Below are 14,103 nucleotides of genomic sequence, written 5' to 3'. Positions count from 1 at the left end.
TATTGAAATATGGTAAGGTCAAAAATCCTAATGATTTTCCTACATTTCAAATTAATCAAAATAATAATACAATAATATTAAATAAAAACTCTACTTTTAAGTGTTCTTAACAAGGGGAAGATTACAGAAGCAGTTGAATTTGAGTTTAAAAACATCGAAGAATACCAAGAAGTTTTAAAAAAAGTTGTTAAAAAGACAAATGAAAAAAATGTAGCAGATCATTTTTTGGTTTTGAATGAATTAAATTCAAATCGAAAGTTAATTCGCCATGATTGGTTTTCTATTCATTCTCCAGAAACAAATTATTTTCCAGATGAATCAATCCTTTCAAAAGCTATCAATCAACCAAATATTAAAGAATTTCAATCGATATATGCTACAAAAAATCAACAGATTGATAATTTTTTATTGGATTATAAAGACACGTTGTATTGGGTAAATTACGATTCTATCAAGTTGTCTGATGGACAAAATATGTATTACGGTTCGACGATTAATCTGTTTGATTTGTATAATTTTTTTACGACAGTTGATGCAACTTCGTCCAATTATATGTATGTTTTCAATAAAGATGGAATTTGTATTACGCATCCTGATGAAAAATTTATTGGGAAAAATGTTTTCGATTTTACAGATATTCAGCCAAACGATACGATAACGAGCACAATTAATTCTAATTTTTCTCAAGATTTATATACGTTGAATGATGCTTCGTCCGAATTTATAAAAGATACGGATATTAAGCGTTATATAAAACCTTTACACACCAAAAATTTTGATGGATATATTGTCGTGAATCATTTGAGTTATATCATTGATGAAAATGTAGAACGAACTAAATTTTATGTAGGTTTTATTTTCTTGGGAACTGTTTTTTTAATTATCATTATCTTTTTGTTATTCAATAAAATAACATCTAAAACATACAAGGAAAAAGCGTTTGTAATCGAAGAAAAAAATAGGTTGTTAATTGAAAACGAAAAGATTAAAAACGCGAATACTCTAACGCAATTACAACAATTAAAGAATCAAATTAATCCACATTTTTTATTCAATTCCTTGAATTCTCTTTATATGTTAATTGGTTTGAATAAAGAGAATGCGCAGAAATTCACGATGAATCTTTCTAAAATTTACCGATATCTTATTGTTCCGCCAAAGGAAAATATAGTGCTTGTAAAAAAGGAATTAGATTTTATTGCGCAATACATGGATTTGCATAAAAGTAGATTTTCGGAAGAATTGATTTTTGATTTACAAATCGAAGATTCGAAAAGCTTAGAAAAAAACATTCCATATTTGGCATTACAGATTGTTGTAGAAAATGCAATAAAACATAATATTGCTACAATTGATCAACCTTTGACTATAAATATTGTTGTAAAATCTGATTTGATTATCGTCAAAAATACTTTTCAGAAAAAAAATAAAGCGACAGAAAATGAGAAATTTGGTTTAAACTATTTACAAAAAATCTATCATTTTTATCAAGTTGATAATTTCTCAACAAAAGTAGAAAATGAAGAATTTATTTGTTTTTTACCTTATATCGAACCAAAATATCCATTCACTCCAAAAAACTAACCACTCACTCCAAAAAACTATTATTATAAGAAAACTGCGCTTAAGTTTATGCCATAATTAATGATAATTTAATGTTCGAATGAGTCATAATAAGGAAAGAAAGAATTATAAATTAGCACTATATCTTGGTTTGGCAATGTCTTCGGCTGTTGTTTATGGACAAAAGAAAGAGGATAAAAAAGCTGAAAAAGATAAAACAGAGAAAAAGGATTCTACTGTAACGAAAGTTAAAAAAATAGATGAATTAATCAAGAAAGGAAGCTACAAGAAAGGTTTGTTTAATACCATTCAAGTAAAAACTGATATCTATTTCGAAATTCCAGATAGTTTATTTGGACGCCAATTTTTGGTTGTGAATAAATTGTCTCAAGTTCCAATGGAAGTTAACGAAGCGGGCTTGAACAAAGGAATGAATTACGAAAACAAAGTGATTTCTTTTTATCATGATAAAGTAGCTAAAAAAGTGTGGGTAAAAACAATTGTTCCACAAGTTTCTTCGCCTAAAAATGACGCAATCACAGCTTCTGTAAAGGATAATTTCTCAGAATCGATTATTGAGGTTTTTGATATAGAAGCTCAAAATAACGATTCGACAGCTGTTGCGATTAAAGTGAACAAAATTTTTGATGGAAATCAAAAAAGTTTTAATGATGTATTAACGAACATAGGTTTAGGAGGTTCGGTAAAGGCAAATCTATCGTATGTGGAAAATGTGAAAACGTTTCCAGAAAACATTGTGGTTAAGTCTCAGTTAACGACAAGTGTAAATGAAGGAGGGGTAGATTTGGCCGTTACCTTAGGTGTTACAAGTAATATTGTTTTACTTTCGACAACTCCTATGCAACCTAGGTTAGCAGATAATCGTGTGGGATATTTCACAGAAAAACATTGGTTTTTTAATGATGCTCAACACAAAATGGAAGATCAACGCTTTATTACAAAATGGCGTTTGGAACCAAAAGACGAGGATAAGGAAAAATATCTAAAAGGTGAATTAGTAGAACCTAAGAAACCAATTATTTATTACATCGATCCTTCGACACCAAAACAATGGCGCCAAAAAATTATTGCTGGTGTACACGATTGGCAAGTTGCTTTTGAGCAAGCTGGTTTCAAAAATGCGATTATAGCAAAAGAACCAACTGCTGATGACAAAGATTTTGATATTGATGATGTACGTTACTCAGTAATTACGTATGCAGCTTCACCAAAGTCAAATGCAATGGGACCTTCTGTTGTAGATCCGCGTAGTGGAGAAATTTTAGAGGCTGATATTATTTGGTGGCACAATGTAATGACTTCTTTGCATGATTGGATGCGTATTCAAACAGGTCCAATTGATCCAAAAGCAAGAGGAAATAAATTTAGTGATGAACACATGGGAGAAGCAATTCGTTTTGTGTCTTCTCATGAAGTAGGACATACATTTGGTCTGAAACATAATATGGGCGCTTCTTTTTCTTATCCAGTAGAATCTTTACGTTCGAAAGAATTTACGGATAAAATGGGTGGAACTGCACCGTCTATTATGGATTATGCGCGATATAATTATGTAGCACAACCAGAAGATGGTGTTACAGCGATTACACCAAAAATCGGTTTGTATGATAAATATGCAATCGAATGGGGATATCGTTGGTTTCCAAATCAAGAAACAGAAAAAGCATCGCTTCGTAAAATGATTGAAAAGCACGAAGATGATCCAATGTATTTTTATGGTGAGCAACAAAGTTATTTAAGTACAATTGATCCGCGTTCTCAATCAGAAGATTTAGGTGATGATGCTGTTTTGGCAAGTGAATATGGAATGAAAAATCTAAAACGTGTTTCTGAAAATATTTTGAAATGGACGTACGAAGATGGAAAAAGCTATATCAATACAGGGAAACTTTATTACCAAACAATAGGGCAGTGGGATTTATATTCTAATCATGTTTTAGCAAATGTTGGTGGGATTTATTTAAACAACACTTATTTCGGAATTGATAAAAAAGCATACGAACCAGTTCCTGCAGATATGCAACGTAAAGCAGTTAATTATTTAAACGAAAATGTGATTCAATTACCAAAATGGTTATTCTTTAATGATATTTTAGATAAAACGTATGCAATCAAAAATTCGCCAATGGGACCTTACGAGCAAACGCCGTATACATTAGCGAGAGAAATGCAATATGGATTGATTTATAATTTATTTACTGACGATCGCTTATTGCGCATGTTAGAAAATGAATTGAAACACCAAGAATTAAAATCTAATGAAAAAATTTATACAGTTGAAAATTTATTTGATCAAGTAAGAAGTGCAGCTTTTGATAAAAAATCAAACTTAACTATTCTTGAAAAAATGACTCAAAAAAATTACGTTGATGCCTTAATCGTTTCAACAAACAAATTATTTGAAAAAACAACTGTAGCAGGACTTACAATTGACCAAAACCTACAAGTACCAACTATCTGTAATTATTTAGACGAAGAAAAAATGGCGCGTAACATTAACTATTCTTCTATGAAAAGGGTGTCGGAAGTGACAACCTATAAAAGAGCAGAATTGCAACGTGTGTTGACTTTGTTAAACAAGAAAAAGAATAATGGAGATGCGTCTACAAAAGCGCATTATGCCGATTTAATCATTCGTATTAAAGAAGCTTTAAAGTAAGATATAGAAATGAAAAAGACACTCATTCTTTTGCCACTTTTTGCGGCAAGTATTGCGTTTTCTCAAGAAAAGAGAGTGATTACAGGTTCGGTTCAAGACGAAAAATCGTTGGTTGGAATTGCTGGTGCGTCTGTTAAAATTGAAGCTCAATCAATTTCGACAAAAACAGATCAAAAAGGAATTATAGAAAGTGTAACGGTTGGTACTGTTACAGATGAAGATGGTTTCTTTTCATTAGAAGTACCTGCAGGTACAAAATCTGTATTAATTAGTTATTTAGGTTACGATTCTAAATTAGTTGAACTTTCTACAGATTTATCAACATATCATGTAAGCTTAAAATCAACTTTAGGTGAAGTTCTTCCAGAAAATAATGATTTAAAAGAAGTTGTTGTTACAGGTTATCAAAAAATTGAAAAACGGAAACTAACATCGGCAGTATCAACTGTAAAAATGGATGATATTCAACAAGCTGGTGTTGCTAGTGTTGATCAATTGTTAAGCGGACAAATTGCTGGTGTAGCTGTTTCTACAGAAACTGGTTCGCCTGGTTCACCAAGTAAAATTAGAATTCGTGGTACGGCTTCTCTTTCTGGTCCACAAGATCCGTTATGGGTGATTGATGGTTTACCATTAGAAGGAAATGATGTGCCAAACTTTAACGATAAAGATAACATCGATCAATTGCAAAACTTTTCTATCGCTGGATTAAATCCAAACGATATCGAAGATATTACAATCCTTAAAGATGCTGCTGCAACAGCTATTTATGGTGCAAGAGCTGCAAATGGTGTAATTTCGATTACAACAAAACGCGGTAAAAAAGGCGCTATGACGGTTAATTTTTCTGCGAATACATTTGTAACAGCTCGTCCAGATTTTGGTCGTTTAAATTTACTAAATGCTTCTCAGAAAGTTGATCTTGAATTAATGCTTGCTAGTCGCGATGATTTAACGTATCGTACTGATAAAGGCGAAGTAATGCGAATTTTGCAAAAGAATGGTCAATTAAATGCTTTACGAAATGGAGGTTTTAATTCTTTAGATCTTATCACGCAAAATCAAATTAATTCTTTACGAAATAACACAACCGATTGGGGAAAATTATTGTATCGTAATGCAATTAATACACAATATGGTTTAAGTATTTCTGGAGGAAATGATCGTTCTGATTATTACTTCTCATTAGGATATTATGATGAGCAAGGAACTACGATCGGAACAGGTTTTGAGCGTTATAATCTTACTTTAAAAAACAATTATAAACTTAATGATAAATTAGATGTAGGGATTTCTATTTTTGCAACTTCAAGTGATAAAAAATCTTTTGTAACAGATGCAGATGCGTCTATCAATCCGATTAATTATTCACGAAATGCTAATCCATATCTATCTCCATTTAATGCAGATGGTTCTTATCGTTATGACAACGATATTGATGGATTTGAAGATCGTTCTGTTCCATTTAATTTTATCGAAGAAAGAGAAAACACAAATTATACATTAAAAAACCGTTCGTTAAAAGGTATTATTGATCTTAATTATCAATTAGCAAAAGGTTTAAAACTAACATCTCAATTCGGAATTCAGTACGATAGTAACAAAACAGAAAAATACGCTGAGCAAGAAACTTATTTTACGCGTAAAATGAAAGAAGGAACGCGTTATTATAAATCTGGACAATATTTGTATTTCTTACCTGACGGAGGAGTTAAACAAAATTGGGATAACGAATTTTTTCAATATAACTGGAAGTTACAAGGAACATATAGTACTACGATTAACAATCGTCACGAAATTGATTTGATGGCTGGGACAGAAATTCGTCATACACAAAATGAAACGACTTTAACACGTGCTTTTGGTTACAATAAAACGACGAAAACAGGAACGCCAATCGTTTTCCCAAATTCAAGTTTTGCTGCAGATAAACGTTACGAAACGTACAGAGAGATGCCAACGGAAGAAAATGCTTATGTATCTACATTTGCAACAGCTTCGTATACATTAGACAGAAAATATACAGTTTTTGGTAGTGTTCGTTATGATGGAACAAATTTATTCGGAGTTAATAAAAAATATAAATACTTACCAATTTGGGCAGTTTCTGCTTCTTGGTTAGTTTCAAAAGAATCGTTTATGGAGAACATCGATTTTATTTCGAATCTTCGTTTACGTGCTTCTTATGGTTTACAAGGAAATATTGATCGTAATACTTCACCTTTCTTTATTGGTGAATATAATGATGCAACAATTTTACCAGGTAATAAAGAAGATATTATCAATGCGATTAATTTACCGAATGATTTGTTACGTTGGGAAAAAACAACGAATACAAATGTTGGGTTAGATTTAGGTCTTTTCAAAAATCGTATCAACCTTGCTGTTGATGTGTATAATCGTAAAGGAACAGATATGATTAGTATGCGCGAAACACCATTAGAAACAGGTTTTGAATATACAATGGTGAATTGGGGAGAATTGACAAACAAAGGTTTTGAGATTGCTTTAACAACACGCAACATTGATAAGAAAAACTTTAAATGGTCGACAACAATTAATTTTGCGCACAACAAAAGTAAAGTTCTTAAAGAGCAACAACGTGAAAATAGTTTAATTCCATCTCGAGAAGGTTTACCTGTAAATGCAATTTTTGCTTTAAAAACAGCTGGATTTGATGAACACGGAAATCCAATGTTTTGGAAAGGAGATGAAAAAGTTTCTGCAAAAGAATTCTTTGCTTTATATGACTTATATGAAGATTTTTTACCAGGAGAAATTGTGGATTCTAAATTAACAAGCGAAGAAAAACGTAAATTATTTACTTATATCGGAGATCGCGATCCTAAATTTACAGGAGGTATTATCAATAATTTCAAAATTCACAATTTTGATTTAACGATTTCTGCAGCATTCAATTTAAAACAAACGGTGATGAAAACACCTTCTTATCGTGGAATGGAATTGGATCCAGGTCGTAATTATACGCAAGATATTTTCGAGGCAGGTTCTACACTTCCAGGAATTACAAGTCCAATTAAAGGAGATAACGATAGTTGGATGGCGAACAAATGGTTTGCAGGAAACAATGCAAACGCGTACAATTTATTAGACATTTGGGCGAAAGAAATTAGTTATATGCGAATCAGTAGTATTCGTGTAGGTTATACTTTACCAAATAAATATGCTGAGGTTGTCGGTTTCAAAAGCGCTCGTTTTAGCTTAGAAGGACGTAATTTATTTGTATTTAGTAATGGATACAAAGGTTATTTTGATCCAGAAACTTACGGAAATATTTATGCACAACCAATTGCTAAATCTGTAACAGTAGGCCTTAATGTTTCTTTCTAAATTTTAAATCAAATGAAAAAAATATTTTTATTATTAAGCATAGTTGCTGTTAGCTTTACAGTAGTTAGTTGTGACAATTATTTGGATATTGAACCAGATGGAAAAGTGATTCCAAAAACGGTAGAAGATTACCGTATGGTTTTAACGAATGCTTATTCAAAATATCCAACACACAAGTCTTTGACAGCTTTACGCACCGATGAGGTTACATTGAATGAATATTCAAATGACTTTATTTCGTACCGAGAAATTGCACAATGGAAGGATACAAATCCAGATCAAATATCAATTCAATTTCCTTGGGTTAGTTTTTATACGGTGATTTTTTATGCCAATCAAATCATCAACGAAGGGCCAAAAACAATGGAAAATTCTGCTGAAAAAGATCAATTATTAGCAGAAGCTTATGCGTTACGTGCGTATGCGTATTTTGATTTGGTGAATTTATACGGAAAACCATATAATTCAGCAACAGCAAGTACAGACAAAGGAGTTCCTCTAAATTTAAAAGTAGATTTAGAAGCAACGCTTAAGCCATCATCTGTTCAAGAAGTTTATAATCATATTGAGTCTGATTTAGAAGAAGCTACTAAATTGATGAAAATGGATTCGCAGTTAGCTGGATTAAATTATAGATTCTCAAATGCAGCTTTAAATGCTTTAGAAGCAAGAATCGCTTTGTATAAAAATGAATGGCAAAAAGCAATTGATTTTTCTGATTCTACATTAAAAATCAAAGGTGATTTAGTGAATCTGAACACAACAAAACAAGTTCCAAATCATTATACATCTGCCGAATCTATTTTAGCTTTAGACAATACATTGAATCCTGCAATTCAGTATATGTCATATGCTTCACCAGAATTGTTAAGTAGTTATGATACAGAAAATGATCTACGTTTTCCGCTTTATTTTGAGAAAAGTGGATCAAAATATAAAGTTATCAAAGGTGGAAATTCAGAGTTCAAAACGTCTTTCCGCGTAGCTGAATTATATTTTATCAAAGCTGAATCATATTTGAAATTAAATAAGTTAGATCAAGCAAAAGCAACTTTATTTTCAGTTTTACAAAATCGTTATACAGCAACTGGTTTTGCAAAATTACAAACAGAAATTTCTGCGATGAATTCTACTGAATTGATGAAGTTTATTTTAGATGAACGTTTTAGAGAATTTGCGTTAGAAGGACAACGTTGGTACGATTTACGTCGAGCAAATCAAAAACAAATTATACATCAAATTTCAGGTAAAGAGTATATTTTACAAGAAAATGATGTTCGTTATACAATAGAAATTCCACAAGCAGCTAAGCTCAATAATCCTCATTTATAACATTTTTAGACCGTCTTTATTCATCATTTAGACGGTTTTTTTATACTTTTGCATTCATGAAAATTGCAATTGTAGAGGACGAATTATTGGCGGTTACTTATCTAAAAAATCTGTTAGAGGAGCAATCGATTGTTGCTATTTCTGCAATTACAATTTTGCGCTCAACAAAGCAAGCAACGGAGTTTTTTAGAGATAATTCGGTTGATTTAATCTTCATGGATATTCATTTGGGTGATGGGAAAAGTTTCGAGATTTTTCAGGAAGTTGAGATTCTAACGCCAATTATTTTTATCACTGCTTATGATGAATATGCGATGAAAGTTTTCAAGCATTTTACGATAGATTATATTCTGAAACCCTTTGAAGTAGAGGAGTTGCATATTGCATTGCAAAAATTCAAGACTATTCGAACTAGTTTTGATATTTCACCAACATTACAATCGATAGCTGTTTTAGAAAATTCACCGTCCGAGATTATGCATCGTTTTTTGGTAACGAATGGTAACAAATTACGTTCGGTAGAAGAACACGAAATTGCTTATTTTTTTGCTTCGGGAAAACATCTTTTTATAAAAACGAAAGATGAACAAACCTATATTTATGATGATACAATAAAGGATATTATAAATAAATTGGATGAAACTATTTTCTTCAAAATCAATCGAAAATTTATTGTTCACATTGATGCAATTACTGAAATAATAAGATATTCAAGTCAAAAAATTGAAATCCATCTTCAACCAAAATCAGAAGCTGAACAAGCTATTTTTATCAGCAAAACACAGATTAATGCTTGGATGGATTGGATGAATAGATAAAAAAAATCTCACATTTGTGAGATTTTTTAGTTTATAAATTTTCCAACATCAAGATAATTTCACTTTCGATGCGTTTTATCATTTCAGGCGAAATTTCGATTTGATGTTTTACATTTTCGATGGTATTGTACGTCAATTCTCCCGTTTTCAAATTCAAATTATATTCAATTTGTCCTTCCCACGAATTACTCGATTCATAAAATGAAACCATTTCAAAAGGCAATCTTGGCAAAATTTCGCCAAAATGTTCTTCTAATTTGATTCTATTTTCTTGATTAATTGTTAGTTTTTCCATGATTTAATAATCATTGCATTAGCAGAAGTTTCGTAGAAAATAATCGCTAATAATTGTAAAAATTCAGCATGATTTAGCTTTCCAGCAACCACTTCATCAATATCTGCCTCGTAATATTCTTCAATTGTTTTAGTCATCAAGGCCTTAAAATTCTCTAACGGAATATTTTGATCTTTCAATTCATTTAATAAATAATTATTCGAAGCTAAAAAATCAGGACGAGTTCCGAAAATAGGAGACTTACGAATATTTAATGCATTATGAAAAGTTTGCGAAATCAAAACGCCACGTTCCAATTCTTCGAATTCCCAACCTTTACGAACTCTTCTTGGATTATTTTCATAGAAAATATGGTTGTGAAAAGCGTGAATATGTTTCGCAATATCCGTGTTGGTATGTAAATAAAGAAACTGCAAAATCGAACTAAACAAATGATTTGCGTTCAGATTCGCTGGATAATACGTGTACAATAATGGATAATGAAACAATGTTGTGTACAACGGTGAAAAACTATCAATAATATTTAAATTCAATACATTTATTCCTTCAAAATCTACTTTCTGATTCGTTTGATAATAATTAATTCCAGCCAAATAAATATCCTCATAACTCAATTCAAACTGATTAAGATACGCTCCAATCTGTTTGAAAAAAGAAGTATTTAAGTTATGATTTGTAACTAATTTATATTGTTTATTTTCAAATTCTTTAATAAAATCTAACTTAAACTCTGACTTTAAATTATCATTGATAACTTTATCAAAATCAAATGATTTATTTCTAATTACATTGACATAAATTTCGTTGTATGTATAAATAATTTGCTTTATTGGTTCTGTATCCAAAGCTTCAAACGGATTGATGTCAGCATTTGGCGTAGCATACAACGTAAACAAACGACGAAATTCTTGTTGAATCTTTTCTTCTTCCGCAAACATATTCATCAATTGATTGGTGTTCGCAGCAATAATACTTTCACCTAAAAAAAATAAAATACCAGCTTTCAAATCTTCATCAAAACCACATCTTTCAAGGGTTTGATCAAAATAAGTTTTGAATGGATTTTCAGGATTTTGGCTCATATCGAATAATTTTTTTTATCATTTAAAAAGTAAAAGTATTGATTTTTTGAAGATTTAAAACGAAAAAACCTCTGCAAAACAGAGGTTTTTAAAATTTATTTTAGTGAATTTGTTTAACTTGTTAAAATTCAACCATTGAAGGATTCAATCCAGAAAAACCATCAGCTGGCATTTCATCTATCGCTTTTACATCTTCTACACTTAATTTAAAATTATTTGAAGTTAAATTCGCTTCAATATTTTTTTCTGAAGAGGAGCGAGGAAGTGGTAAAATTTCTTTCGCCAAACAATAATTAATACAAATCTGACCAACTGAAACATTGTATTTATCAGCCAAAGAAACAATTAATTCGTTCTCCAAAATTCTTCCCGAACCTAGTGGACTCCATGCTTCAACTAACAAATCGTTTTGTCTACAAAAATCGACTAATTCTGGTTGCGAATGTCCTGGATGAATCTCAATTTGATTAACCATTGGTTTGATTTCAGCCGTTTCAAATAAAGCTTCTAAATGATTGATATTGAAATTACTCACGCCAATCGCCTTTGCTTTTCCAGATTTGTAAATTTCCTCAAAAGCTCGCCAAGTTCCAGCATTCAATTCTGCCCAAGTATCAGGAAATTGCGTTTCATTTGCAGGCCAATGAATCAAATATAAATCCAAATAATCAGTTTGTAAATCAGCTAAAGTTTGCTCAAATGCAGCCATTGCTTTTTCGTATCCACGCTCGGTATTCCAACATTTAGACGTTATAAATAATTTGTTACGATCTACATTTTCAGCTTTCAAAACTGTTCCAATTTCTTTTTCATTTTTGTAAATTGCTGCCGTGTCAATATGTGTATATCCTTTTACTAGCGCGATTTTTAGAGGTTCTGTAACTTTTTCACCTTCTAATAACCATGTTCCAAATCCGATTGCAGGAATTTCGATTACGTTTGATAGTTTAAAGTTTTCCATTTTTTCAATATTTATGTATTCAAATTTATCTTAAAACAACCAATTTCAATAATTAGTAGACGTTAATTCTTATGTTAAAACTCATTTATAGAAATCTTAAATTTAATTGTTTGTTAATAAAATAGTTCTATAATTATTCTCGAAAAATGTTAGGTAAAAAGTTAGAAAAATGACACAATTTACAGGTACGATTGAGGATTTTATGAATACGCATGAAGAATTTATCAATGCTTTGATTCTTAGAAAATTAATCAACAAGTTGTATTAGATAAAAAAGAAGAGAAAGAAATTCAACAAAATGAATTTATTCAACAAAAATTAGATGATTTAAAAGAACATCTAACAGATTTATTCGAAAATGAATTTGGTGATTGGTAAATTACAATGGATTTAGAATCTTTTGAGCAAGAATTTGATAAACATTTTCAAATTTCGAAGCAAGAATTAGAAGATAATGTGTTGTTGATGTAGGGGATTATGGAAGAAAAACAGATTTTACATATAGATTTCGCAACTTTAAGACAATCGTATATAGAAATCAAAAATTTTCTAGAAAAAAAATCTTATAAAAAGGTTGGAAATGTTAATGTTCAGATTGAGAAAGATTTATTTTTATCAGGATTAGATAATGAATCACTTTTGATAGAGTTTATAGAAAAATATGATATTGATTTTTCTAAATTTGATTATTCAAAACATTTTTTGTCAGAAGGAGAATTAGTGAATGTATTCCAAGTATTCTTCAATATGGTTTTTCTTCCGTTATATTTTCTGTTTTGGTTAATAAAAGAATTTACTTTTGATTTGATTAACTTAAATAAATATTTGATTAAGATTGTGAAATTATTTTCAACTAATCAAAGAGAAACTCTTGATATGAGTTTTGGAGATTTGTTAACTTCTTATCTCAATAAAAAATATACGTTAAGAAGTAATGTAAAATTTGTTTTACAAGATTCTTAGTGTAAAGATTGTGAGAAAAACAATACCTATAATCCGTATAATTCGATTGGTGCAATACATTAACGAATGCAATGTTAAGGAAATATTACCTCTTAAAAATGATATTATATCTCATATACAAAATCAGTTTCCTGATGAAATTTATAATGTACAGCTGTTTAATCGAGATAAGAAGAAAATACGTGAAGAGTTAGGGATTGATTTAAAATGTGATAAAGAAAATAAATATTATATTGATAATTCAGATCAAGTTGGTTTGCTTGAATCTTCTTTAGATTATTATGAGATGTTTTCTATTTTAACTCAAGCGAATGCTTTACCCGGTATTTTTTTGATTTCGGATAGAAAACCATTGGGATTAAATCAAATTAACGATGTTGTTTCTCATATCAATAATAAACATGTTATTCAGTTTAGTTACTCAAAATATGATACAAATGAGACAGAAGTTCGTATTATTGAGCCTTTAGCAATAAAAGAAAGCAAAGAACGCTGGTATATTATTGGAAATGATCATCAGTCGAATAAAGGTTTACGAGCTTTTGGTTTTGACCGAATTTCTGCTGTTACTTATTTTGGAATCAATTTCTCTCCAAAATATTCTATTGATGAAATTAGGGCTAAATATGACTCTTTATTTGCAATGTTTGATGCCGAAGATAAAGAAGTAGAGGAGATTGTATTGGAGTTTGATCAACGAGATGGAAATTATATCAATAGTTTTCCTATTCATCATTCTCAGGTTATTGAAACTATAGAAAATGGTGTTCGTGTAACTTTAAAATTAAAAACCACGCTCGATTTTATCATGGAGATTATGTCACGAGCATGGAGTTTAAAAGTAATTAAGCCAGTTGGTTTACGTTTAGAAGTTGCTAAAATATTGAAAGATGCTCTTTTGAGAAATCAATAGAATTATTTAATCTTTTCATAGGACTGTCTCTTAAAGTGTGTAAGTTCAAAAATTAAGCTTGGGTTAGGTTCTACTTTTTAGAGTCTAACCCTTTCTTGATATAGGATTAAAAATTGATCAATAATAACTCCCCAGTTTCTTACTG

10 protein-coding genes are annotated in these 14,103 nt (G+C 30.5%); 7 read left to right on the top strand and 3 right to left on the bottom strand.

The window, feature by feature from the left end:
* Nucleotides 1-231: 231 nt before the first annotated feature.
* The 5 genes from G0Q09_RS13655 (at nt 232) to G0Q09_RS13635 (ending at nt 9,744) form a co-directional block, all read left to right on the top strand.
* Complete coding sequence (locus tag G0Q09_RS13655; protein WP_257468273.1) at nt 232-1,584, top strand: histidine kinase; 1,353 nt, start codon at nt 232-234, stop codon at nt 1,582-1,584.
* Nucleotides 1,585-1,663: 79 nt separating this feature from the next.
* The gene (locus tag G0Q09_RS13650; protein ID WP_038335737.1) at nt 1,664-4,243 is read left to right on the top strand and encodes a zinc-dependent metalloprotease; all 2,580 of its coding nucleotides are present in this window, start codon (nt 1,664-1,666) and stop codon (nt 4,241-4,243) included.
* A 9-nt stretch (nt 4,244-4,252) separates the two neighbouring features.
* Nucleotides 4,253-7,594 carry a SusC/RagA family TonB-linked outer membrane protein gene (locus tag G0Q09_RS13645; RefSeq protein WP_219035282.1) on the top strand — a complete coding sequence of 1,114 codons (3,342 nt, stop codon included), beginning with the start codon at nt 4,253-4,255 and terminating at the stop codon, nt 7,592-7,594.
* A 12-nt stretch (nt 7,595-7,606) separates the two neighbouring features.
* Nucleotides 7,607-8,926 (top strand): RagB/SusD family nutrient uptake outer membrane protein, encoded by a 1,320-nt coding sequence (locus tag G0Q09_RS13640; protein WP_219035281.1) that lies wholly within the window; start codon nt 7,607-7,609, stop codon nt 8,924-8,926.
* Between the two features lie 56 nt (nt 8,927-8,982).
* Complete coding sequence (locus G0Q09_RS13635; RefSeq protein WP_219035280.1) at nt 8,983-9,744, top strand: LytR/AlgR family response regulator transcription factor; 762 nt, start codon at nt 8,983-8,985, stop codon at nt 9,742-9,744.
* Between the two features lie 31 nt (nt 9,745-9,775).
* Here G0Q09_RS13635 and G0Q09_RS13630 read toward each other — a convergent pair whose 3' ends face one another.
* From G0Q09_RS13630 to G0Q09_RS13620, 3 genes are all read right to left on the bottom strand, one after another.
* Nucleotides 9,776-10,039, bottom strand: a complete 264-nt coding sequence (locus tag G0Q09_RS13630) for a hypothetical protein (RefSeq protein WP_219035279.1) — start codon at nt 10,037-10,039, stop codon at nt 9,776-9,778.
* Nucleotides 10,027-11,121, bottom strand: coding sequence for a hypothetical protein (locus tag G0Q09_RS13625; protein WP_219035278.1), 1,095 nt, complete (start codon nt 11,119-11,121; stop codon nt 10,027-10,029). The genes G0Q09_RS13630 and G0Q09_RS13625 overlap by 13 nt, the downstream gene beginning before the upstream one ends.
* A gap of 121 nt (nt 11,122-11,242) precedes the next feature.
* A complete protein-coding gene (locus G0Q09_RS13620; RefSeq protein ID WP_219035277.1) occupies nt 11,243-12,082 on the bottom strand; it encodes an aldo/keto reductase in 840 nt (279 codons plus the stop codon).
* A gap of 477 nt (nt 12,083-12,559) precedes the next feature.
* Between G0Q09_RS13620 and G0Q09_RS13615 the strand changes: the two genes are divergently transcribed.
* Both G0Q09_RS13615 and G0Q09_RS13610 read left to right on the top strand, forming a co-directional pair.
* Nucleotides 12,560-13,045 carry a DUF1493 family protein gene (locus G0Q09_RS13615; RefSeq protein WP_115000620.1) on the top strand — a complete coding sequence of 162 codons (486 nt, stop codon included), beginning with the start codon at nt 12,560-12,562 and terminating at the stop codon, nt 13,043-13,045.
* Nucleotides 13,046-13,055: 10 nt separating this feature from the next.
* The gene (locus G0Q09_RS13610) at nt 13,056-13,958 is read left to right on the top strand and encodes a WYL domain-containing protein (RefSeq protein WP_219035276.1); all 903 of its coding nucleotides are present in this window, start codon (nt 13,056-13,058) and stop codon (nt 13,956-13,958) included.
* Nucleotides 13,959-14,103 lie beyond the last annotated feature (145 nt).

Origin of the sequence: Empedobacter falsenii, from assembly GCF_019308355.1 — a bacterium.
Classification (GTDB): Bacteria; Bacteroidota; Bacteroidia; order Flavobacteriales; family Weeksellaceae; genus Empedobacter; species Empedobacter falsenii_B.
This window is presented reverse-complemented; position numbering and strand designations above follow the sequence as displayed.